At 64.5% G+C, this 22,186-nt stretch carries 16 protein-coding genes; 5 read left to right on the forward strand and 11 right to left on the reverse strand.

Annotated elements, in window-relative coordinates; genetic code table 11:
* Positions 1–17: 17 nt before the first annotated feature.
* Both D1Y85_RS02320 and D1Y85_RS02325 read left to right on the forward strand, forming a co-directional pair.
* Complete coding sequence (locus tag D1Y85_RS02320) at positions 18–1,826, forward strand: SLC13 family permease (protein ID WP_124149388.1); 1,809 nt, start codon at positions 18–20, stop codon at positions 1,824–1,826.
* A 510-nt stretch (positions 1,827–2,336) separates the two neighbouring features.
* On the forward strand, positions 2,337–3,167 hold the full coding sequence (locus D1Y85_RS02325; protein ID WP_124149389.1) for a hypothetical protein: 831 nt from the start codon (positions 2,337–2,339) through the stop codon (positions 3,165–3,167).
* A gap of 133 nt (positions 3,168–3,300) precedes the next feature.
* Here D1Y85_RS02325 and D1Y85_RS02330 read toward each other — a convergent pair whose 3' ends face one another.
* A complete protein-coding gene (locus D1Y85_RS02330) occupies positions 3,301–4,209 on the reverse strand; it encodes a LysR family transcriptional regulator (protein WP_124149390.1) in 909 nt (302 codons plus the stop codon).
* Positions 4,210–4,338: 129 nt separating this feature from the next.
* Here D1Y85_RS02330 and metE point away from each other — a divergent pair, with 129 nt between their 5' ends.
* Entirely contained in the window at positions 4,339–6,633 is a 2,295-nt protein-coding gene (gene metE, locus D1Y85_RS02335; RefSeq protein ID WP_124149391.1) for a 5-methyltetrahydropteroyltriglutamate--homocysteine S-methyltransferase, read from the forward strand.
* A 119-nt stretch (positions 6,634–6,752) separates the two neighbouring features.
* Here metE and D1Y85_RS02340 read toward each other — a convergent pair whose 3' ends face one another.
* The 3 genes from D1Y85_RS02340 to D1Y85_RS02350 are packed head-to-tail and all read right to left on the reverse strand — an operon-like array spanning position 6,753 to position 12,813.
* The gene (locus D1Y85_RS02340; RefSeq protein ID WP_124149392.1) at positions 6,753–8,276 is read right to left on the reverse strand and encodes an efflux transporter outer membrane subunit; all 1,524 of its coding nucleotides are present in this window, start codon (positions 8,274–8,276) and stop codon (positions 6,753–6,755) included.
* Between the two features lies 1 nt (position 8,277).
* Positions 8,278–11,550 carry an efflux RND transporter permease subunit gene (locus D1Y85_RS02345; RefSeq protein ID WP_124149393.1) on the reverse strand — a complete coding sequence of 1,091 codons (3,273 nt, stop codon included), beginning with the start codon at positions 11,548–11,550 and terminating at the stop codon, positions 8,278–8,280.
* A gap of 15 nt (positions 11,551–11,565) precedes the next feature.
* Positions 11,566–12,813, reverse strand: a complete 1,248-nt coding sequence (locus D1Y85_RS02350) for an efflux RND transporter periplasmic adaptor subunit (protein ID WP_124149394.1) — start codon at positions 12,811–12,813, stop codon at positions 11,566–11,568.
* A 431-nt stretch (positions 12,814–13,244) separates the two neighbouring features.
* Here D1Y85_RS02350 and D1Y85_RS02355 point away from each other — a divergent pair, with 431 nt between their 5' ends.
* Positions 13,245–13,895 carry a TetR family transcriptional regulator gene (locus D1Y85_RS02355; protein ID WP_124149395.1) on the forward strand — a complete coding sequence of 217 codons (651 nt, stop codon included), beginning with the start codon at positions 13,245–13,247 and terminating at the stop codon, positions 13,893–13,895.
* A 168-nt stretch (positions 13,896–14,063) separates the two neighbouring features.
* Here the strand turns inward: D1Y85_RS02355 and D1Y85_RS02360 are convergent, their stop codons facing one another.
* On the reverse strand, positions 14,064–14,696 hold the full coding sequence (locus D1Y85_RS02360; RefSeq protein WP_124149396.1) for a cysteine hydrolase family protein: 633 nt from the start codon (positions 14,694–14,696) through the stop codon (positions 14,064–14,066).
* A 208-nt stretch (positions 14,697–14,904) separates the two neighbouring features.
* Here D1Y85_RS02360 and D1Y85_RS02365 point away from each other — a divergent pair, with 208 nt between their 5' ends.
* Positions 14,905–15,903: a helix-turn-helix domain-containing protein gene (locus tag D1Y85_RS02365; protein ID WP_124149397.1), complete on the forward strand. Its 999-nt coding sequence runs from the start codon at positions 14,905–14,907 to the stop codon at positions 15,901–15,903.
* Between the two features lie 200 nt (positions 15,904–16,103).
* Here the strand turns inward: D1Y85_RS02365 and D1Y85_RS02370 are convergent, their stop codons facing one another.
* The 6 genes from D1Y85_RS02370 to D1Y85_RS02395 form a co-directional block, all read right to left on the reverse strand.
* Positions 16,104–16,847 (reverse strand): SRPBCC family protein, encoded by a 744-nt coding sequence (locus D1Y85_RS02370; protein ID WP_124149398.1) that lies wholly within the window; start codon positions 16,845–16,847, stop codon positions 16,104–16,106.
* A gap of 36 nt (positions 16,848–16,883) precedes the next feature.
* Positions 16,884–17,249, reverse strand: coding sequence for a DUF427 domain-containing protein (locus D1Y85_RS02375; protein WP_124149399.1), 366 nt, complete (start codon positions 17,247–17,249; stop codon positions 16,884–16,886).
* 268 nt (positions 17,250–17,517) lie between these two features.
* Positions 17,518–18,012 carry a carboxypeptidase-like regulatory domain-containing protein gene (locus D1Y85_RS02380; RefSeq protein WP_124149400.1) on the reverse strand — a complete coding sequence of 165 codons (495 nt, stop codon included), beginning with the start codon at positions 18,010–18,012 and terminating at the stop codon, positions 17,518–17,520.
* A gap of 285 nt (positions 18,013–18,297) precedes the next feature.
* On the reverse strand, positions 18,298–19,830 hold the full coding sequence (locus tag D1Y85_RS02385) for a DegQ family serine endoprotease (protein WP_124149401.1): 1,533 nt from the start codon (positions 19,828–19,830) through the stop codon (positions 18,298–18,300).
* A 123-nt stretch (positions 19,831–19,953) separates the two neighbouring features.
* Entirely contained in the window at positions 19,954–21,255 is a 1,302-nt protein-coding gene (locus tag D1Y85_RS02390) for an ATP-binding protein (RefSeq protein ID WP_124149402.1), read from the reverse strand.
* 171 nt (positions 21,256–21,426) lie between these two features.
* Positions 21,427–22,089: a response regulator gene (locus tag D1Y85_RS02395; RefSeq protein ID WP_124149403.1), complete on the reverse strand. Its 663-nt coding sequence runs from the start codon at positions 22,087–22,089 to the stop codon at positions 21,427–21,429.
* Positions 22,090–22,186 lie beyond the last annotated feature (97 nt).

Consider the following 22,186-nt stretch of genomic DNA (forward strand, 5'->3'; position numbering starts at 1 on the left):
TACGAAGGGTAAAACACATGAACCCCATGATCGTTACCTCGCTGATCCTCGCCGTAACGATGGTGCTGTTCATCTGGAACAAGTTGCCGGCAGCGGTCGTCGCCGTCATGTCGCTGCTCGCGCTGTACCTGACCGGCGTGCTGACGATGCGCGAAGCGTTGAGCGGATTCGGCGATCCGCTGATCGTGTTCATCGCCGCGCTGCTCGGCATCGGGATCGGCCTCGAAACGACAGGTGTCGGCACATGGGCGGGACAGTGGCTCATTCGTCATGCCGGTACGAGCCGCAAGCGGCTGATCGCGTCGCTCTTGATCCTGTCCGCGATTTCGACGGCCCTGATCGGCATGAACGGCGCAGTGGTCGCCATGTTGCCGATCGCGGTCATCATCTGCGTGCGCACGCGACTCGCGCCTTCCCAACTGATGATGCCGGTATCGATCGCATGCCTGACCGGCGCGAAGCTCACGCTGCTCGGCAGCCCTGTGAACGTGATTGCGTCGACGGCGGCCGACGCGGCCGGCGGACCGCCGATCCGCTTTTTCGAATGGTCGATCGTGGGCCTTCCGCTGTTCGGCGGCGCGCTCTTCATCATTCTGGTCCTGGGCCCGCTGTTGCTGCCGAAGCGCAGTTCAGATTCGCTTCCGGCTGATTTCAGCCAGCACGCGCATACGCTCGTCGAGCAATACCGGATCGCGGACGGCGTGTTCCGGCTGCGCGTGCGCGCCGGCTCGCCGTTCATCGGCAAAACGGCGAGCGGCATCGATCTTTCGCAATACCCGGGCGTCAGCGTGCTCGGCCTTGTCGATGATCAGGATGTCGAATTATCAGGCGAGGAAGCGAAAGAAGGAAATAACCTTCTGGTGCGTGGCGACGCTCAAGGCATCGCCCGGCTGGCGAACGATCTGCATCTGGCGATCCGCGAGCCGCTATCGGAATCGCAGGCGGTCACCAATGCGCTCTTCAACCGCTCGTCGGGTCTCGCCGAGGTCGTGATCCCTCCGCGCTCAGCGCTGATCGGTCAACCCGTTTTCCCGGGCATGGCGACACACGAAGGCGATCTGATCGTGCTTGCCGTGCAGCGCGGCGGCCAGGACGTCGCGGGGCCATCGACACAGTTGCTCGCCGGCGACCATCTGCTTTTCAGGGGAACATGGGAAGCGCTGGACAAGCATTTCTCCGACCCGCAGATCCTGATGGTCGATTCTCCGCAGATGGTCCGCCGCCAGACGATCGCGCTCAGTCGCGGCGCCCGCCAGGCGCTCATTATCCTCGCCTTGCTCGTGGTGCTGCTCGCGACCAATGTGGTGCCGGCCGCTGTGGCGACGCTGTTCTGCGTGACGCTGATGGTGCTCACGCGCGTGATCAACCTGAACCAGCTGTACAGCATCGACTGGAACACCTGCATCCTGGTTGGAGGGCTCATACCGCTCGCGACTGCGATGTCGAAAACCGGGCTCGCGTATCTACTCGGCGATTTCGTGATTCAGGCCGTTGGCTCGGGCGGCCCTCGCGCGGTAATGGCGGGGCTATTTCTCGTGGCCGCCGCGCTGACCCAGGTGATTGCGAACAATTCGTCAGCGCTCGTCATGGTGCCGATCGCGGTCGCCTCAGCACTGGAGCTTGGCGTTTCCGCGACACCGTTCCTCATCGCCGTCGCACTGGGCGCAGGCGCCGCGCACATGACGCCGATGAGCACGCCAGTGAACCTCGTGACCTACGGGCCGGGTGCCTATGAATTTGGCGACTACTGGAAGATCGGCTCGCTGATCGTCCTGTGGTCATTGGCGGTTGTTGTGTTCATTGCGCCGTTGTACTGGCCGTTCTAGTGGTCGCGTGCGGATCGCCAAGGCACTGTCCGCGCGTTCGATGACTAACCCGCAGCGTAGCCTCGCCTTCGGGGGATAACGCAACGCGCCGGGCGTCCTGGCCCGCTTCGGCACCTCAGCGCCGAAACTCACGATCTCCGTGAACGCAATGCGTGCGCCGTAAGCCGCATGGTCCGTTGGATCTTCTGGCGAAACCATGCACCTGTCTGCCGCGCGCTCGCAAAATGCCTATCAGCGCAATCCGGTAACCGGCAATCGGCCGCGACCCGCCCGCCTCCTGACCATCCAGAACCGCCTGTCCAGACGTGAGACAGCCTGACCCGCCAAATCGCCATCCAGCGACGGATGCGAACTATCGGTCATCCACGATACAAGTGCGCCAACCTCGCTCACTGATTGCGACACGGGCTCAAGAAATACAGCCACGTGCCGATAAATTCAGGTTGAGCCTGGTTGTAGTTCGAGATCCTGCAGGGAAGAACTCTGGATACAAAGGAACGGTAGCGGACAATGAAAAATCACACGCGCAACACACTCACGCTTAAGTGCGCTCTGCTCGCGATCGCCGGGTCGCTTTCCGGATGTGTGCAATTTACGCCGGTCAAAGATATCGCCAAGGATAAGCCCGCCTATCTCGCCGCAAACTTCACGATTGATTCTCTGCCCACGTCGATCAAGGAAAAGCTGCCGGCTGCCGGATCCCATCCCCTGCCCTTCAAACTCCTGACAATTACGGGCGTCGTGTCCGGCCACGTCGGTGCAAATAACGTCTCGAGCGAATTCAAGTCGACGCTGGTCAACGCAAAAGATACGGGGCTCGTGCAGCAACTCCACGAAGTGTCGTCGAACGGGATACCCAGCGCGGCGACGTTCAGTCTTTCGTACCTCAACCTGTTTTACCTGAAGTCGGAAACGACGTCCTATTTCCAGCCCGTCGCGCCGATGCCCATTGTGGCCCACAGCGTTGAAAAGAATCCGTTCGACATGAGCAAACCGCAGGAAGACACCACGTTCAGTGCGACGTTCACGTCGGGCACTGCGGTGCAACTCGTGAACTTTCGCGTCGTCGTGTCGACGTGCCACGCAGCACACTATTACCCCGCATCCCGCGTGACTGCGGGCCTTCAGGGGGACGCGATCGATCTGGATTGCGAGGACAGGATAGACAACATTCTCCAGACGACGAGTCGCCGAACGTACCTCACCGAGTATGGGATTTACGTGATGCGAACGTCTGCAACGGCAGCGGCAAAACTGGAGTGGAAATACAGCGCGTTCGAAAAGGACGGTCAACATCCGCAATCCGGGCCCGGCGGCGCGGGTCACGACAAACCCGCATGAGCGGGGAGACGGGATGCGGACGTCGTAAATGACCGCTCGCGTCCCGGTTGGCTGCATTTCGGGTAAGACGCGCGCACTGTGCGCGCAAGTTGTGGAATCAAGCGGACGCTAGAAGAAGCCGCGATAACAGCGCTTAGCGCCTGACACGCGCCCCCTTCCAGTTCGATTTACGCGCGAACTCGACGAACGAATGCAGATAGTCGAGCGACGCGTCCGCCTCGCGCGTACCGAGAAAGATCTGCTTGGCGATCCCCGTCTTGCCGAGCTTCACGCTGACCACGGGCATACGATCCGCGTACTCCTCCGCAAGCCAGCGCGGCAGCGCCGCCACGCCACGCTTGCTCGCCACCATTTGCAGCATGATGTCGGTGGTCTCGATGGTTTTGTGGCGGCGCGGCGCGACGCCCGCGGGCCGCAGAAACTGGTTGTAAATATCGAGGCGATCGGTTTCGACCGGATACGTAATCAAGGTCTCGTCGACAAGCTGTCCGGGCTGCACGTAGCGTGCCGTGGCCAGCCGATGATCCTCCGCCACCACGAGCACCTGCTCGTAATCGAATACCGGATCGAAGCGCAGCCCGGGACGCTGGAGCGGGTCCGGTGTGACAAGCACGTCGATGTCATAGCCGAACAGCGCGCCAATGCCGCCGAACTGAAAACGCTGCTTCACGTCGACATCGACGTCGGGCCAACGCGCGAGATAAGGCGACACCACCTTGAGTAACCACTGATAGCAGGGATGGCATTCCATGCCGATGCGCAGCGTGCCGCGCTCGCCGTTCGCGTATTGCTTCATGCGCGCTTCGGCGTGCTCGAACTGCGGCAGCAGCCGTTCGGCGAGCGAGAGCAGATATTGACCCGCCTGGGTGAGCCGCAGGTTGCGTCCGTCGCGTTCCCAGACCTGGGTGCCGAGTTGCATCTCGAGCTTCTTGACCGTGTGGCTCAGTGCCGACTGCGTCAGATGCAGCGCGCCGGCCGCCGCCGTCAGCGACCCCTGGCGGTCGATTTCGCGGATCAGAGTGAGATGAAAGCGTTCGAGCATGATGCGTCCGGCTCCGGGTAGCGCATGAAGAAAACTAATGGATGAATGAAATAATGCCATTTTTCTTCATGGATTGAAAACCCTATCATCGCTACCGGTCCCTGTATTTTTCACCGGATGGCAGCTTCCATGGTAACGACACACAATCTCGGCTTCCCGCGCATCGGCGCAAAACGCGAACTCAAATTCGGCCTCGAACGCTACTGGAAAGGCGAATCGACGCGCGACGAACTGAAGGCGCTCGGCGCGCAACTGCGCGAGCGTCACTGGAACGACCAGCGCGGCCTCGATCTCTCGCCCGTTGGCGATTTCGCGTTCTACGATCAGGTGCTCGACATGAGCTTCACGCTCGGCAACCTGCCGGCACGCGTGCAGGGCTTCCACGGCGACCCGCTCGACAACTACTTCCGCGTCGCGCGCGGTCGATCCGCCACCGGTGCCGAAGAACATGCGGCTTGCTGCGGCGGCGTTGCGGCTGGCGAAATGACGAAGTGGTTCGATACGAATTACCACTACATCGTCCCCGAGTTTACGGCCGATACGCAGTTCAACCTCGACACCTCGCGTCTCGTCGAGCAGTTGCGCGAGGCCCGGGCACTCGGCGTCCGAGCGAAGCCGGTGATCGTCGGTCCGGTCACCTATCTCTGGTTGGGCAAGGCCAAGGACGATTCGGACAAGCTCGCACTGCTGCCGCGCATCATGGCGGCGTATCGCGCGCTGCTCGACTATTTCAGGGTGATGGACGTCGAGTGGGTGCAGATCGACGAACCCGTTCTCGTGACCGAACTCGACCCGGCGTGGCGCGAGGCGTTTGTGAGGGCCTATGAGGGCTTCGAAGTGCGCGGGGTCAAGCTGCTGCTCACGACCTACTTTGGTCAGCTGCAGGAAAATCTCGATCTCGCGTGTGGTTTGCCCGTGGATGGTCTTCACATCGACGCCATCAACGCCCGTGACGAAATCGCGCTAGTGACAGAGAAGCTGCCCGCGCAGAGCGTGCTTTCGGTGGGCGCGATCAACGGCCGCAACATCTGGAAGACGGACCTGAACGCCGCGCTCGACTGGCTCGAACCGCTCGCGAAACAACTGGGCGATCGCCTGTGGATCGCCCCGTCTTGCTCGCTGCTGCACATGCCGGTCGATCTCGCAAGCGAAGAAAAGCTGGATGCGGAAATCCGTTCGTGGCTTGCGTTCGCGCTCCAGAAGCTCGATGAAGTGAAACTGCTCGCCACGGCGCTCAACGAAGGCCGCAGCAAGGTCGCCGATGCACTCGCCGCGAACGCCGCCGCGGTCACCGCGCGCCGCAACTCGCCGCGGGTGAACAACCCGGCGGTGAAGGCCGCACTGGCGCGTATCGACGCGAAGCTCGGCAACCGCCAGCATGCTTACGCCGAGCGCGCCGCAAAGCAGGCCGCGATCCTCGAACTGCCCGCATACCCGACCACGACGATCGGTTCATTCCCGCAGACCGCGGAAATCCGTCACGCACGCAGCCAGTTCAAAATCGGCGCGCTCGATCAGGCAGGCTACCAGGACGCGATGCGCAAGGAAATCGAGCGCAGCGTGCGCGAGCAGGAAGCACTCGGGCTCGACGTGCTCGTGCACGGCGAAGCCGAACGCAACGACATGGTCGAATACTTCGGCGAGCAACTGGACGGCTATGCATTCAGCCGGTTCGGCTGGGTGCAGTCGTACGGCTCGCGCTGCGTGAAGCCGCCCATCCTGTTCGGCGATATCAGCCGGCCCAAAGCGATGACGGTCGAGTGGATCACCTACGCGCAGTCGCTCACGAACAAGCCGATGAAGGGGATGCTCACAGGCCCCGTGACGATCCTGAACTGGTCGTTCGTGCGCGATGACCAGCCGCGTTCGGTGTCGTGCTACCAGCTCGCGCTCGCGATCCGCGAAGAAGTGCTCGACCTGGAAAAGGCTGGGGTACGCGTGGTCCAGATCGACGAAGCGGCGCTGCGCGAAGGGCTGCCGCTACGCCGCGCGCAATGGGGCGAGTACCTGCGCTGGGCTGTGGAATCGTTCCGCATCACCGCGAACGGCGTGCGCGACGAGACGCAGATTCACACGCATATGTGCTATTCGGAGTTCAACGACATCATCGCGTCGATCGCCGATATGGATGCGGACGTCATCACGATCGAGACCTCGCGCTCCGATATGGAACTGCTCGATGCATTCGATAACTTCAGGTATCCGAATGAAATTGGACCGGGCGTCTATGACATTCACTCGCCGAACATTCCCACCGAGGAGCACATTGTGCAGCTCATGCAAAAGGCGGCGGAACGCATTCCGGCGCGGCGTCTGTGGGTGAACCCGGACTGCGGGCTGAAGACGCGTCAATGGGCCGAGGTCGTTCCGGCGCTGACGAACATGGTCGCCGCCGCGAAGACGCTGCGCAGCCAGCTTCAGTAAAGCCAGGCCGTGCCGCCGCGTCCTGCAACGCGACACGGCCGCACGGGCATAAAAAAACGCCACGGTCTCCCGTGGCGTTTTTCATTTGAAGCATCGCTAGACAGCGAACCAGCGCGCCGTCACCCCGCCGTTGCCGCCGAAGCCGCCACCGGCGCACTGCCCGCGCCGTAGTCGACTGGCGCGTCGGCCGGCCGCGGCGTCTCGCCTGCATGCTCGATCCAGCCGCCGCCCAGCGCGCGATACAGATCGACGAGATTCGTCAGCCGTGCAAGGCGCGTCTGGATCAGCGTTTGCTGCGACGAATACAGGTCGGTTTGCGCGAGCAGCACCGAAAGATAGCTGTCCACACCGTTCCTGTAGCGCAGATCCGAAAGATCCAGACGACGCTGATTCGCGAACGTATTGCGCTCGAGCGCCGCGATCTGCTGATCGTAGGTGCCGCGCGCGGCGAGCCCGTCCGCTACCTCGCGGAACGCCGACTGGATCGCTTTCTCGTAGTTCGCGATCTCGATGCGCTTCTCGACGTTCGCAAGATTGAGATTCGCGACGTTCGCGCCGCCTTCGAAGATCGGCAACGTGACCTGCGGCACGAAGCTCCACGCCGCCGTACCCGCTTTGAACAGGCCGCCGAGCGACAGGCTCTCCGTTCCGAACGCTGCGGTCAGCGAGATCTTCGGGAAGAAGGCCGCGCGCGCCGCACCGATGTTTGCGTTCGCCGCGAGCAACTGCTGCTCCGCTTCCATGATGTCCGGACGCCGCGCCAGCAGGTCGGACGGAAGGCCCTCGGGAATATCGGTCAGCAGATTCTGCGCGTCGAGCGTCAGCCCCTGCGGCAGGTCCTGAGGCAGCGGTTCGCCGATCAGCAGCACCAGTGCGTTCTCGGACTGCGCCCGCGCGCGCGCCTGCGACTGCAGGTTTGCCTGCGCGGTCTCGACCACGGTCTGAGCGGAGCGCAGATCCAGTTCGCCGGCGGTGCCGTTCTCGAACTGCAGTTTCGTGATGTTGTACGAGTCCTGTGCGCTCTTCAGCGTGTTCTGCGTGACCTGGAGCAGATCCTCCTCGGCCAGCATCGTCAGGTACTGGTCCGCCACCTGCGAGACAAGCGAGATCTCCGCGGCCTTGCGCGCCTCGGCGGTCGCCAGATACTGCGCGAGCGCCTGGTCCTTCAGGCTGCGAACGCGCCCCCAGAAGTCGATTTCCCAGGACGCCTGCAATTCGACGTTATAGACGCTGAACGGATTGCTTGGCGAGGTCACCAGGTTGGTCGGAACCCGCGTGCGCGATTCCGTGGCCACGCCGTTGATCGACGGGAACAGTGCTGCGCGCGTGATCTGGTACTGCGCGCGCACGGCCTCGACATTCAGCACCGACACGCGCAGGTCGCGGTTGTTCTTCAGCGCGATCGCGACCAGTTCCTGCAGGCGCGCATCGACGAAGAAGTCGCGCCAGCCGATGTCGGTCGCCGCGGCGCCGTTGGCACTGCGGCCGCTCGGAGCGACGCCGGGCTGGCCCGGTTGCGTCGCGTAGACCCCGCCCTGCGGAAAGCTCTGCGAAACGGGCGCCTCGGGACGGTGATACCACGGCGCCATCGTGCAACCGGCGAGGAGCGCAGCGGCCGCTGCAATTACGGATAGTTTATGCATCTCAATGTCCTTCCTTGCCCGGGCCGCTCTCGCCATTCCCACCACCACTGCCGCCACCGTTCGAGCCACCCTGCGGGCCGGCGTCGCCGCCATTGTCCGCGTTGTCCTCATCGTGGTCGTGCGCGTGGTGCTCTTCGTAGTGCTGGAGCGCGACATCGGCGTCTTCCTTCTCGCCCGCGAACTTCGCGCGGATCACGACGAAGAACATCGGGATCATGAAGATCGCGAGGAACGTCGCCGTCAGCATCCCGCCGATCACGCCCGTGCCGATCGCGTGCTGGCTCGCCGAGCCCGCGCCGTTACTGATCGCGAGCGGCAGCACGCCGAGGATGAACGCCAGCGACGTCATCAGGATCGGCCGCAACCGCAGACGTGACGCTTCGAGCGCCGCTTCGATCGGCCCCATCTTGCCGTCGGCCTGGAGATCGCGTGCGAACTCCACGATCAGAATCGCGTTCTTCGCCGAGAGACCGACGGTGGTCAACAGACCCACCTGGAAGAACACATCGTTCTCCAGACCGCGCAACGTGACGGCGAGCAGCGCGCCGAGCACGCCGAGCGGCACCACCATGATGACCGCGAACGGAATCGACCAGCTCTCATACAGCGCCGCAAGACACAGGAACACGACGAGGATCGAGATGCCGTACAGAATCGGCGCCTGCGAGCCCGACTGGCGTTCCTGATACGAGAGGCCCGTCCATTCGTAGCCGATGCCCGCGGGCAGCTTCGCCGCGATCTGCTCCATGGCCGTCATCGCCTGGCCCGTGGACTTGCCAGGACCGGCCGCCCCCTGGATTTCCATCGCCGAGATGCCGTTGAAGCGTTCGAGCTTCGGCGAGCCGTAAGTCCAGCTGCCCGTGCCGAACGCGCTGAACGGCACCATCCCGCCCGAACCGTTGCGCACGTACCAGATGTTCATGTCTTCCGGCGTCATGCGGAACGGCGCGTCGGACATCACGTAGACCTTCTTGATCCGGCCGTCGATGTCGAGGAAGTTGTTCACGAACTGCGACGCCCAGGCGATCGAGAACGTCTGGTCAATCGCCGAACTCGACACGCCAAGCGCCTGCGCCTTCTCGCGGTCGATGTTGACCTTGAACTGCGGCGTGTCGTTCAGGCCGTTCGGGCGCACCTGCGCGAGCGTCGGATCCTTCGCCGCCATGCCGAGCAGCATGTTGCGCGCTTCCATCAGCTTGTCGTGGCCGACGCCACCACGGTCCTGCAGCTCGAAGTCGAAGCCCGACGCCGTGCCGAGTTCAGGAATCGACGGCGGATTCACCGGAATCACCATCGCGTCCTTGTAGCCCTGGAAATGCCCGTACATGCGGCGCACGAGCGCCTGGACCTTCTGGTCGTCGCGCTGGCGCTGCTTGTAGTCCTTCATGCGCACGAACAGCAGACCCGAGTTCTGGCCACGGCCCGCGAAGCTGAAGCCGTTCACCGCGAACACCGACTCGACGATCTCCTTCTCGTCGTGGAGCAGGTAGTCCTGGACGTTGTTGAGCGTGCGCCCCGTGGTTTCCTGCGTCGAGCCCGACGGCGTCTGCACGAGCACGAACATCGTGCCCTGGTCCTCATCGGGCAGGAACGACTTCGGCAGGCGCACGAACAGCATGCCAACCGCGACGATCACGGCGATATAGATGATGAGCCAGCGCGTCGAGCGCTTGATCACGTGGTACACGCCGCTGTGATACTTGTCGCGGCTCTTCTCGAACGTGCGGTTGAACCAGCCGAAGAAGCCCTTCTTGGCTTCGTGGTGGCCCTTCGGGATCGGCTTGAGGATCGTCGCGCAGAGTGCGGGCGTGAGAATCAGCGCGACCAGCACCGAGAGCACCATCGCCGCCACGATCGTGAGCGAGAACTGCCGGTAAATCGCGCCGACCGAACCGCCCGAGAACGCCACCGGCACGAACACCGCGGAGAGCACGAGCGCCACGCCGACCAGTGCGCCGGTGATCTGGCCCATCGCCTTGCGGGTGGCTTCCCTGGGCGATAGCCCCTCTTCGGCCATCACGCGCTCGACGTTCTCAACGACCACGATCGCGTCGTCGACGAGCAGACCGATTGCAAGCACGAGGCCGAACATCGACAGCACGTTGATCGAGAAGCCCACCGCCGCCATGATCGCGAACGTGCCCAGCAGCACGACCGGCACCGCGATGGTCGGAATCAGCGTCGCGCGCAGGTTCTGCAGGAACAGATACATCACGAGGAACACGAGCACGATGCCTTCCAGCAGCGTCTTGATCACTTCCTCGATCGACAGGCGCACGAACGGCGTCGTGTCGTACGGATACTTCACGACGAGACCATGCGGGAAGTACGCCGAGAGCTGATCGATCTTCTGGCGCACGAGCCTTGCAGTCTGCAGCGCGTTCGCACCCGTCGCGAGCTGGATACCGAGACCGGCCGTCGGCGAGCCGTTGTACTTCGTGTCGAAGTTATAAGTTTCGCCGCCGAGCGCGATGCGCGCCACGTCGCGCAGGCGCACCTGCGAGCCGTCCTGGTTCACCTTCAGCAGGATGTTGCCGAACTCTTCCGGCGTGCGCAGCAGCGTCGATTCGGTGATCGTCGCCTGGAACGCCTGGCCTGCCACCGCCGGCGTGCCGCCGAGCTGGCCGCCCGCGATCTGCACGTTCTGTGCGGAGATCGCGCTGGTGACGTCGACCGGCGTCAAGCCGAAGTTGGTCAGGCGGTTCGGGTCGAGCCAGATGCGCATCGCGTACTGCGAGCCGAACAGCGTGACCGTGCCCACGCCGTCGATCCGGCTGATCGGGTCCTGGATGTTCGACGCCACGTAATTCGCGAGGTCGTACTTCGACATGCTGCCGTCTTCGGACACGAACGCGAGCACGAGCAGGAAGCTGCTGCTCGACTTCGTGACCCGGATGCCGAGCTGCTGCACCACCTGCGGAAGGATCGGCGTGGCGAGCTGCAGCTTGTTCTGCACCTGCACCTGCGCGATGTCCGGGTTGGTGCCCGCGGCGAACGTCAGCGTGATCGTGGCCGTGCCCGAGTCGTCACTCGTCGACGAGAGATACAGCAGGTGGTCGAGACCGCTCATCTGCTGTTCGATCACCTGCGTGACCGTGTTTTCGACGGTCTTCGCGGATGCGCCCGGGTAGGTCGCGCTGATCTGGATAGACGGCGGCGCAATGGTCGGATACTGCGCCACCGGCAGCGTGAACACCGACGCTACGCCCGCCAGCATCAGAATGATGGCGATCACCCACGCAAAAATGGGGCGATCGATAAAGAACTTTGCCATGAACCAGGCTCCCGGTTATTGCGCGGCGGAGGCCGGTTTTGCGCCCGCAGCGGGGCTCGCGCCTGCCGGAGCATGAGCGGGACCTGTTGCCATGTCAGCCGAAGGTGCCCCCGGCGGCGGCGGCGGCGGCAGTTCCGCCGCGACAGCCTTCACGCTCGCGCCCGGACGGACCTTCTCGGTGCCCTGCACGATCACGCGGTCGCCTGCATTCAGGCCGCTCTGGACGACCCAGTCCTGCCCGTGCGTGGCCGAGGTCTGGATCGGCGTCAGCACAACCTTGTCGTCCTTGTCGACGACGAGCACCGTCGCCTGACCCTTCTGGTCGTGCTGGACACCCACCTGCGGCACGAGGAACGCGTGGTCGTTCACGCCTTCCTCGATGCGCGCACGCACGAACATGCCCGGCAGCAACACGCGGTTCGGATTCGGGAAGACCGCGCGGACCGTCACCGAACCCGTGGTCTGGTCGACCGTCACGTCGGTGAACTTCAGCGTGCCCGTTTCCTTATAGGCGCGACCGTCTTCCAGCATGAGCGTCACCTTCGCGGCGTTCGGGCCGCTCGTCCTGAGGTGCCCCTCCTGGATCTCGCGGCGCAGCCTGAGGCCTTCACTGCTCGACTGCGTGACGTCCACATACATCGGATCGAGTTGCTGCACGGTCGACAGCAGCGTGGCCTGGCTCGCCTGCACAAAAGCGCCCGGCGTGACCTGCGAAATGCCGACCTGCCCGGAGATAGGCGACACGACATCCGTATAGCCGAGGTTGATCTGCGCGGTAGCGACGGCGGCCTTGCCTGCGTCGACATCGGCCTGCGCCTGGCCCTGGGCCGCGATGGCGTTGTCGTAGTCCTGCCTCGACACGGCGTTAGCGGCGACCAGCACCTTGTAGCGCGCGGCAAGGGCGTTCTGCGTGGCGAGGTTGGCCTGCGCCTTCGCGAGCGCGGCCTTGGCATTGTTGAGCGCGGCGATGTACGGCGCGGGATCGATCTTGTAGAGCCGCTGGCCCGCCTTCACGTTGGTGCCTTCGGTGAACTCGCGCGTCAGCACGATGCCGTCGACACGGGAACGCACCTGCGCGACGAGGAAGGCACTGGTGCGACCAGGCAATTCGGATACGACCGGCACGGCGGTCGGCTGGACCGTCACGACGCCCACCTGGGGCGTTTGCGGCTGCGGCGCCGACTGCTTTTGCCCGCACGCTGCGAGCACTACGGCAGCCGTCGCGAAACTGATTAGGCGGAATGGAACCCGTTCGACGCGCATGGAGCGACCTCTGTCTATATCTGACAAAAAAGCATGCGGCGTCCCGCTTGAAACCAGGGGACGCATCGCACGCCAGCATCTGGTAATACCTGACGGATAATCTTGACTTCTTTCTGGTACCAGTCCGGCCACTACACCCGTACTCACGGGTCATCGGCCACGCCACCGCGAGGGCATCGTGCGCTCGGGTTTCTACGGTCACCCGGGACCAGTGACGGATATTAACCGGACATCACCACTTGAGGTACCTGTGTGGTGGGGTGCTATTATAGATACATTCGCGAATGCATGTAAAAGAACGAACCACTATCCTAGAAGGGTCTTTCAAGTGCAATCTGCGCGTTCCGCCACCTGGGCGCGGCAGATGTACGGCGCAATTCCGCTAGCCGCCGCGCTTCGCTCTCCCGCAACCCATTCAGAAACGCTCACACATGGTCCGACGTACGAAAGAGGAAGCGCTGGAGACGCGCAGCAAGATCCTCGATGCCGCCGAACTCGTCTTCTTCGAGCGAGGCGTCTCGCGCACGTCCCTTGCCCACATCGCCGAGGCCGCCGGCGTCACGCGCGGCGCAATCTACTGGCATTTCCAGAACAAAGGCGACCTGTTCACGGCGATGTTCGACCGCGTGGTGCTGCCGCTCGAAGAGATCAAGGCGGCGTCGGTCGCACGCAGCGAGCCGGATCCGCTCGGACGCATCCGCGACCTGTGCGTGCTGTGTCTTCGCGACACGGCAACTGACGCGCGGCGCCGCCGCGTGTTCGAGATCCTGTTCCTGAAGTGTGAGTTCGTGGAGGAAATGGGGCCGGTGATGGCGCGCCATCAGTCTGCGATGCGTGAGGGACTGGAGCGGATCGAGGAGGGTCTGCGCAACGCGATGTCCAAGGGACAGCTAAGCGCCGACCTCGACGCCGCGTGCGCGGCGCGTGTGCTGCATTCGTTCATCACCGGCGCGCTGCGCGACATGGCGACCCTGCCTGGTGTCTTCGATGTCGCAACAAACGCCGAGCGGCACGTCGAAGCGATGCTCGACACGCTGCGCTACAGCCCGGCACTGCGAACCGCGACGCCGGCGAAACCTTAGCCGGACTAAGCGGCTAGCGCCGCGTTACAGCGGCGTACCGTGACGGCGTCTTTCTAGCACGCGAACGGGCGGCGGCGTGCGTCGGCCATTTCGGTAGCCGATGTATGCCGCGCCCGAAAACACCCGCGCGCAACCACCCTTCCCCGCCTCACCGCCACGCGTTGCATATTACGCAGCAGCCTTCGCGCGCGCCCGCTGGTTCGACGCATAGATGTTGTCGCGCGACAGCGGCATGCCGGCCTTCACGGCAGCGAGCCACGCATCGGTGGTCACCACCGCCGCGAAGTTCGACTGCATCACGACGCTGAACACGTGATGAATCTCCTCGGCGCTCGCGAATCCCGCATCGTTCGCGTAGGGCAACGAGCCCGTCGCATCGTGCAGAAACTCCACCTGAAGCCCCGCGTGCGCAGCTTCGAAAACCGTCGAGGCATCGCAGTTGTGGGTCATGTAGCCGGCCACCGTGATCGTATTGATGTCGCGCGCCGCGAGCCATTGTGCGAGATCGGTCCCCGCGAAGGCACTCGCCAGTGCCTTTTCGACGTAGTGATCGCGTTCGCGCGACGCCACCACCGAATGCAGCTCTGCGCCGACGCTGCCGCGTGCGAAGATCGGCGCTCCGGCGGGCGCAAAGTGCTGCACGACCACGACCGGCACGCCGGCCGCCCGCGCGCCGTCGATCGCGCGGGCGATGTTTTCGAGCGACGTTTCGACGGGGGGAAATTCGATCGGCAGTTCGCCGGTGACGTACTCGTTCTGGACGTCGATCACGACGAGTGCGCGGCGCGGATTCGAAGACATGGCGGTGTTCCTCCTGGAAGCGTGGTTAGCGAGTTGATCAGGTGCAGCATCGGCTGGCCTATCGACGGCACGGCTGCGACGGAGCCATTGTTGCGTGCAGCCCCATCCCCCGACAGTGGCCCGAACGACAACTTTCGCTAAAATCGGGCCATTCGCATTACGCTCAGACCGGCTGTCCGCCGTCCAGCCCAAACACAAGGGGCCCGCCATGCCCGCCGTACCTCGCTCCACGGATCACTGCGCTGAAGCGCCCTCGCCGCATCGCATCGCAGTGATTGCGTTCGACCGCATGAGCCCATTCCACCTCTCGGTGCCATGTATCGTATTCGGCGAAGACGGCTCCGAATCGGGCGTGCCAGCGTTCGAGCTGCGCGTCTGCGCGGCGGAGCCGGGCCCGCTCACGACCACGGCGGGCTTCACGATCGGCACGACGCACGGACTCGACGCGCTCTCCGACGCCGATGTGGTCATCGTCCCCAGCTGGCGCGACACCACGGAGCCGCCACCCGTCGCGCTGGCCGACGCGCTGCGCGAAGCCCATGCACGCGGCGCGATTCTCGTCGGGCTGTGCCTCGGTGCGTTCGTGCTTGCGGATACGGGCCTGCTCGACGGCCGCCCTGCCACGACGCACTGGCTTGCAGCCGATACGTTCGCGCAGCGCTTCCCGCAGGTGCGCTTCGACCCGGATGTGCTCTACGTCGACGATGGTGACGTGCTGACCTCGGCGGGCACCGCAGCGGGACTCGACTGCTGCCTGCACCTGCTGCGGCGGCTGTGCGGCACGAGCGCTGCGAACTACGTCGCGCGGCGGCTCGTCGTGCCGCCGCACCGGCAGGGCAACCAGGCTCAGTTCGTCCAGCAGCCGGTTGCGCCACAGGGGCGCCGCGACCGGCTCGCGGAACTGCTTGACTGGGTCCGCGCGCATCTCGACGCGCCGCATACACTCGACTCGCTCGCACAACGCGCGCTGATGAGCCGCCGGACGTTCACGCGTCAATTCAGGCTAACGACCGGCTCGACAGTGAGCGGCTGGCTGCTCGGCGAGCGGCTCGCACGCGCCCAGCAATTGCTGGAAACCACCGACCAGACGATCGACGCCATCGCGCAGCGCGCGGGCTTCGGTTCTGCGGCGTCGCTGCGTCACCATTTCGTGGAAGCATTCAACACGACACCGTCATCGTGGCGGCGTGAATTCCGCGGCGCATGAGGCCAGGGAGTCAGGCACAAAGGGAGGGATCGTGACGGCCCGCATCGCTCGTGCGGTTCGCGGCGCTCGCGAGCTACGTCGGTGACATTCTGGATGCCGCGTGCAAGCAGGCCGCCAACGGCGAACGCCAGCTGTGCCAGCACGCCCGCCGCACAGCAGCACGCAAATAGTCCGCAAGCAGTCCGAAAACAGTCCGCGCTTCAGCCGCCGGTGAATCGGCGCGCCATGTAGAACAACAGCGCGACGAAGAAAATCAACGCAGCCCACGCCCAGTTCGGCATGGCGTGCGGCGTGCTCTCGTGATGTAGCGTGCTCGCCGCGCGGCCGCTCAGCGTGCCGCCGTAATGCTGCGGCAGCAGGTGCGCGCGCCGTGCCACGCCCGCGAGGCTGATCGGGCGCAGAAACACATGCGTGCGGCGCGGTTCCTTCCCCGCCGCGCGATTCGGCCCCTTGCCATGCTTCGCCTCAACGACGGCGCAGAACTCGCTGAAAAAGTCATCGGCGACTTCGTGCAACGCGTTTTCGAGCTGGCGAGACGGCAGGTCCGCGAGCGGACCCGTGAGCGTCGCCCAAACCGAGTAGTCGATACGCGTGCTCATGCAACTGCGAATGCCCGCCGGGCCACCAGGGTGATCGTCGGCACGCAGCGCAACGTCGATCTGGCCGCGCAGCGAGCCGATACCGTCGGCGCGCGCACGAAAGCTCAGCACGCGGCGCGGCGCAAGCGGCACCACGCCGACATCGTTAGCGATGTGAGCGCGCACTTCGTATCGCGCGCGCAATGGTCCGAGCGGTACGGTGAGCGTCAGCGCGTATTCGCCCGGCCCGAGACGGCGGAACGACTCGCAATGCTCCACGCTCGCGCGCACCAGCGCGCTGTCCTGCAGCGCGTCCCAGACAACGGACGGCGCAAGCGGAATGCGTACGGCGTCGTTCAGTTCCATGGCGGCTCCTCTGCCGGCGCGTTGCGCGACATCCGGTCAGGATGTCTGATCGATCCGGTCAACGCGCGAAGCGTAAAACGCCAGATAGCCCTTGATGCTGCTCACACCGTCGAGCGGCGCCTCATACGTCCAGGCGACATCGTCGACACGTCCATCCTCGGTGCGCAGATGGAAATACGACGCTTCGCCCTTGTATGGGCAGCGCGACGTGCGTGTCGAACGCTCGAGCCGCGCCATGTTCACATCGGCGCGCGGAAAGTAGAAAACGTCGGAGTAACCGGTTTCGGAAAGCGTCAGTGCCGCATGCGTATCGGCAATGGTGATGCCCCCGTGAATCACGCGCACGCGATGACGGTTCGCAACAATATCGATTCGATGATCGGCGTCTGGATCGACCGCCATGTCCGGCTCCCTGACTGATCGTGGCAACGCCTCAAGGCGCCCCCGCCTGGCGGGCTGGTCCATACCACACCGGGCCCTGGTTCGCGCGCGGCGCCTCGCGCCTGGCGCTCCTCGTCGTGGGCATTCAACGGCCTGCGCCGCTGTCTGCTCACGACTTTATTATCGACGAAACTTCGGCGGATTGCGCAAACTTCGGTGCTGCACGTGGGTACCCGAACGGACCCGCAGACACCCGCAGTTCCTCGGCGATAGCCCAGCCGCAGGGTTTTTACCAGGTGAACGAGGCGCGCGCGTTACCGCTCGCGGTCACCGTGACCGCACTCGTCTTCGAGATATCGGCATGGCTCACATGAACCGAATAGCGGCCCGGCGGCACCTTCACAAGCATGTAGGGCCCTCGCGATGTCGTATCGAGGACGCTCGTACCCTGGGCGTCGGTGATCGTGACGTGGACGTCGGCAACATACTCGCCGCCGGTTGCAGTGAAGCGCAGGGAAAGCGGCCACTCGCTCGCGGCGCTGCGCAGCGCCTGCGACTCGTCCAGGCCGACGCCGCCCGAGACGAACGACACGCCGCCCTGCTGCTGGATCTGCGGCATGCCCGTGCCGTGGATATTGCCTGTGCTCGTGTTGTCGGTGGTCGAGCCGCCAACGACGCCGCTGGCACTGTTTTGCTGCGCCGCCGCCGTGCCCGCGATCCCGAACGCGGACGCCGCGGCCAGCAGCACCGCAGCGATGTGGCGCGAATTCAGGGATGTCTTCATCGTCATGCTCCTTTCGGGTGTAACCCGATAAACATGACTGAGCAAAACGCGTGCGCGACTCATCGGATTCATCAGCGCATAACGGAGATCGAGGCTTCGAATGCGGTCACGCGTGCGACGGCACGGCGAAAGCCTGTTCGCCCTGCCAACAGGCCGAGGCCCTGGCAACTGAGGCCTAAAACGACACTGCCGCCGGGCCCAGGGCCAACGGCGGCAGCGTTTCGCGAGAGGCGAAGAGCGGTCCGGCGCGCAGCCGGACCGTAGAGGACAGATAACGGGGAAGAATCAGCCGAGATCGACCGGCACGAAGATCTGCGCGTTATCACGCTGGATCAGGAGTGCGATGCTGTTGCCGGCGTCCGCGATCATCTTCTTGAGCTGCTCGGCGCTCGTCACCGGACGGCCGTTCACCGCGAGGATCACGTCGCCCTGCTGGATGCCGGCGTTCGCCGCCGCGCCGCCAGCCCGCTCGACGACGAGGCCGTGATCGACCGAGCCGCTGCTCTTCTCGTCCGGCGTGAGCGGACGCACCGCGACGCCGAGGCGCCCTTGCGTCTGCGCTTCAGGCGTATCGGCCGAAGCGAGCTTTTTGTCGCTGAGCGTGCCGATCGTCGCCGTCACATTCTTCGTCGCCTTGTCGCGCCAGACCTGGAGGTCAGCCTTGCTGCCCGGCTTGATGCCCGCGATCACCGACGGCAGAACGGTCGAATCGTCGATCGCCTGGCCATTCACCGAGAGGATCACGTCACCCGGCTTCAGGCCGGCCTTCGCCGCCGGACCGTCCGCGTCGACCGAGCTGACGAGCGCGCCGCGCGGCTTGTCCATACCGAACGAATTGGCAAGCGTCTGGTTCATCGACTGCACCGCCACGCCGAGACGGCCACGGCTCACGTGTCCGGTCTTGACGAGGTCGTCCTTGACCTTGATCGCCTCGTCGATCGGGATCGCGAACGACAGGCCCTGGAAGCCGCCCGTGCGCGAGTAGATCATCGAGTTGATGCCGATCACTTCGCCCTGCATATTGAAGAGCGGGCCGCCCGAGTTGCCGGGGTTCACCGGCACGTCAGTCTGGATGAACGGCGTGTAGTTCTCGTCAGGCAGCGTGCGCGACTTCGCGCTGATGATGCCCGACGTCACGGTGTTGTCGAAGCCATAAGGCGAGCCGATCGCCACGACCCACTGGCCGACCTTGCTCTGGTGCGGATCGCCGATCTTCACGGTCGGCAGATCCTTCGCATCGATCTTCAGTACGGCGACATCCGACTGCTTGTCCGCACCGACGACCTTCGCCTTGAATTCGCGCTTGTCGGTGAGCTTCACGGTCACGACGTTTGCGCCGTCCACGACGTGCGCGTTCGTCAGGATGTAGCCGTCGCCGCTGAGGATGAAGCCCGAGCCGAGGCTCATGCTCGGCGTGTCGGCCTGGCCGCCGTCGTCGTCGCCGCCGTTGCCGCCACCGCCGTTACCACCATTACCGCCGCCAAGGCCCGGCACGCCGCCGTAGAAGCGCTTGAAGAACTGGTAGAACGGATCGGACGGATCGATCGGCAGTTGCTGCGCGCCGCTGCCGCGCATCGCGGTCCGCTTGACCTCGTGCTTGGCGCTGATGTTGACGACCGCGGGGCCGTACGTTTCAACGAGGCCCGAGAAGTCGGGAATGCCGGTCTTGGCAGCAGCCTCCGCGGGCATCATCGCTGCCTGCGCAGGCGTGATGACTTCCGGCGCGGCGACGTCGCGGTGTCCGGCCACGTAACCCACCGACAACGCAGCGGCAATGGCAATCGCCACGGCACTGCGAGTAAAGACTTTTGCGTTCATAGCAGATTCCTTGAAGCGGGACGCGATGGAGACGACACGATGGAGATGCTCTGAAGACTACGTGGCATCACTTAAAGGAGACTTAAGCACGCCGTACCACGCGAAGGCGTTTTCCGGCCGGCATCAGAAACGCACGTCGACCTGCAGACCGCCCGCCGGCGAGTCGCCGAGCGTGATCGTCGCGTCGTGCTGATCCGCGATGCGGCGCACGATCGCGAGGCCGAGACCGGTTCCGGCGACGTCCGCGCGCGCACGCGAGGCCCCTTCGCCGACGCGATAAAAACGATCAAACACGCGCGCGTGCTCTTCCACTGGAATGCCCGGACCGCTATCGGCGATGCGCACGACAGGATGGCCGTCGTCCACGCGCAGGGCCACATCGACGCGACCGCCGCCCGGCGTGTATTTCGTGGCGTTGTCGAGCAGGTTGTTGAACATCACGCGCAGCGCACCGGCGTCGCCGTGCACTGACGCCTGGGCGCTTTCTTCGATGCCCAGATCGACGCCGCGCTGCTGTGCGACGCTCGCGTAAGCCGCGACGCAATCGGCGACGAGCGCATGCAGATCGACGTCCTGCATGCGAGCGTGGCCATCGGGTTCGGAGCGCGCGAGCGCGAGCAATTGTTCGGCGAGCCGCGTCGCGCGCATGATGCCCGCCTGCAGATCGGTTAGCGCTTCGCGGCGCGTTTCGTCGTCCTTTGCGCGCGCAACCAGCTGCGCCTGGATCTGCACGGCGGCGAGCGGCGTGCGCAATTCATGTGCAGCATCCGCGACGAAAGCCTTCTGCGTGTCACGCGCCTTCGCGAGACGGTCGAGCAGCGCATTCAGCGCGTGCACGAGCGGGGTCACCTCGCGCGGCAGCCGTTGCTCCGGCAACGGATCGAGCGCTTCGGGATGGCGCGTGTCGAGCGCGCGCGCGACGCGCGAGAGCGGCGCGAGCCCGCGGCCCACCACGAGCCAGACGGCGAGTCCGAGAAACGGAAGCAGCACGATCAGCGGCCATAGCGTGCGCAACGCGACGTTCGCGGCAAGACGGTTGCGCACGGAGACGGGCTGCGCGAGCTGCACGACATTGTCGCCGACGATCGCGCCATACACGCGCCAGTCGCCGCGGTCGGTGTGCTCCGTCGAGAAGCCGAGTTCCGCGTGCGGCGCGAGCGGTGCCCGCGGATGCGAGTAGTACATCAGCACGCCGTTGCGGTTCCAGATCTGCAGGACGATGCCTTCGTCGCCGGTGTCGTTCGAACTGAGAATTGCATTGAACGACCGGGAGGGCAGTGCCGCGGCGATCTCCTGTAACTGGTAATCGAAGAGTTCGTTGGCTTCGGCGAGCGCCTGACGATAAATCAGCCAGCCCGCGAGCCCAACACCCGCGACCACGATCGCGAGCAGCCAGAACAGCAGTTGTCGTCGGATGGAACTCATCGGCGCGTGAATCTCCTGTCGATGGGGCTTGGCGCTTCAGCGCTTAGCCCCATCCCATGCAAAGCTGTCGATCAGAGTTGGCGCTTTAGCTGTCGGCCGGAGTTGGCGCTTTAGCGCTTACTCCGGCCCCATGCAGAGCACTTACCCTGGTCCAATTCAAATCTGGTCGCATCACGCGTCTTTCGCGATCATATAGCCCAGTCCGCGCACGTTGCGGATCAGGTCGGCGCCGAGCTTCTTGCGCAGCGCGTGGATATACACCTCGACCGTGTTGCTGCCGATCTCCTCGCCCCAGCCGTACATCTTCTCTTCAAGCTGGTTCTTCGAGAGCACCGCGCCCGGCCGTGCGAGCAGCGCTTCGAGCAACGCGAATTCGCGCGCCGACAACGCAACCGGCGCACCGTTCTGCGTCACCTGGTGGGACGCCGGATCGAGCGTGATGGAGCCGTAGCGAATCGTCGAATCGCTGCGGCCCGACTGGCGGCGTATCAGCGCGCGCATGCGCGCGCCGAGTTCGTCGAGATCGAAGGGTTTGATGAGATAGTCGTCGGCGCCGGCATCGAGACCCTTTACGCGGTCGGCGATCGCGTCGCGTGCCGTGAGGATCAGCACCGGCAGCGAGAGGCCGCGCGCGCGCAGCATGCGCAGCACTTCGAGGCCATCGCGTTTGGGCAGGCCCAGATCAAGCAGCAGCAGATCGTAAGGTTCTCCGGTCACGGCGGAGAGCGCGGACTCGCCGTCCTGGACCCAGTCGACTGCGAATCCCTCGCCGCGCAGCGCCTTGCGCACGCCCTCGGCGATCATGCGGTCATCTTCGACTAGCAGTATTCGCATCGTAATGAATTGGCAACGCGGCGCGCCGCCTCGCTCCGGAGTTCAGGCAATGCGTGCATTCTAGCGCGCGGGTCCCGCCACGGCGCCAACCGGCGTT

Origin of the sequence: Paraburkholderia dinghuensis (genome assembly GCF_003837865.1) — a bacterium.
Classification (GTDB): Bacteria; Pseudomonadota; Gammaproteobacteria; order Burkholderiales; family Burkholderiaceae; genus Paraburkholderia; species Paraburkholderia dinghuensis.

What these genes read in the sequence shown, in the direction of transcription:
- D1Y85_RS02320 (WP_124149388.1), top strand. Translation starts at nt 18, where the DNA reads ATGAACCCCATGATCGTTACCTCGCTGATCCTCGCCGTAACGATGGTG.
- D1Y85_RS02355 (WP_124149395.1), top strand. Translation starts at nt 13,245, where the DNA reads ATGGTCCGACGTACGAAAGAGGAAGCGCTGGAGACGCGCAGCAAGATC.
- D1Y85_RS02365 (WP_124149397.1), top strand. Translation starts at nt 14,905, where the DNA reads ATGCCCGCCGTACCTCGCTCCACGGATCACTGCGCTGAAGCGCCCTCG.
- D1Y85_RS02390 (WP_124149402.1), bottom strand. Translation starts at nt 21,255, where the DNA reads ATGAGTTCCATCCGACGACAACTGCTGTTCTGGCTGCTCGCGATCGTG.
- D1Y85_RS02350 (WP_124149394.1), bottom strand. Translation starts at nt 12,813, where the DNA reads ATGCGCGTCGAACGGGTTCCATTCCGCCTAATCAGTTTCGCGACGGCT.
- D1Y85_RS02375 (WP_124149399.1), bottom strand. Translation starts at nt 17,249, where the DNA reads ATGGCGGTCGATCCAGACGCCGATCATCGAATCGATATTGTTGCGAAC.
- D1Y85_RS02325 (WP_124149389.1), top strand. Translation starts at nt 2,337, where the DNA reads ATGAAAAATCACACGCGCAACACACTCACGCTTAAGTGCGCTCTGCTC.
- D1Y85_RS02385 (WP_124149401.1), bottom strand. Translation starts at nt 19,830, where the DNA reads ATGAACGCAAAAGTCTTTACTCGCAGTGCCGTGGCGATTGCCATTGCC.
- D1Y85_RS02360 (WP_124149396.1), bottom strand. Translation starts at nt 14,696, where the DNA reads ATGTCTTCGAATCCGCGCCGCGCACTCGTCGTGATCGACGTCCAGAAC.
- D1Y85_RS02345 (WP_124149393.1), bottom strand. Translation starts at nt 11,550, where the DNA reads ATGGCAAAGTTCTTTATCGATCGCCCCATTTTTGCGTGGGTGATCGCC.
- D1Y85_RS02370 (WP_124149398.1), bottom strand. Translation starts at nt 16,847, where the DNA reads ATGGAACTGAACGACGCCGTACGCATTCCGCTTGCGCCGTCCGTTGTC.
- D1Y85_RS02330 (WP_124149390.1), bottom strand. Translation starts at nt 4,209, where the DNA reads ATGCTCGAACGCTTTCATCTCACTCTGATCCGCGAAATCGACCGCCAG.
- D1Y85_RS02380 (WP_124149400.1), bottom strand. Translation starts at nt 18,012, where the DNA reads ATGAAGACATCCCTGAATTCGCGCCACATCGCTGCGGTGCTGCTGGCC.
- D1Y85_RS02340 (WP_124149392.1), bottom strand. Translation starts at nt 8,276, where the DNA reads ATGCATAAACTATCCGTAATTGCAGCGGCCGCTGCGCTCCTCGCCGGT.
- metE (WP_124149391.1), top strand. Translation starts at nt 4,339, where the DNA reads ATGGTAACGACACACAATCTCGGCTTCCCGCGCATCGGCGCAAAACGC.
- D1Y85_RS02395 (WP_124149403.1), bottom strand. Translation starts at nt 22,089, where the DNA reads ATGCGAATACTGCTAGTCGAAGATGACCGCATGATCGCCGAGGGCGTG.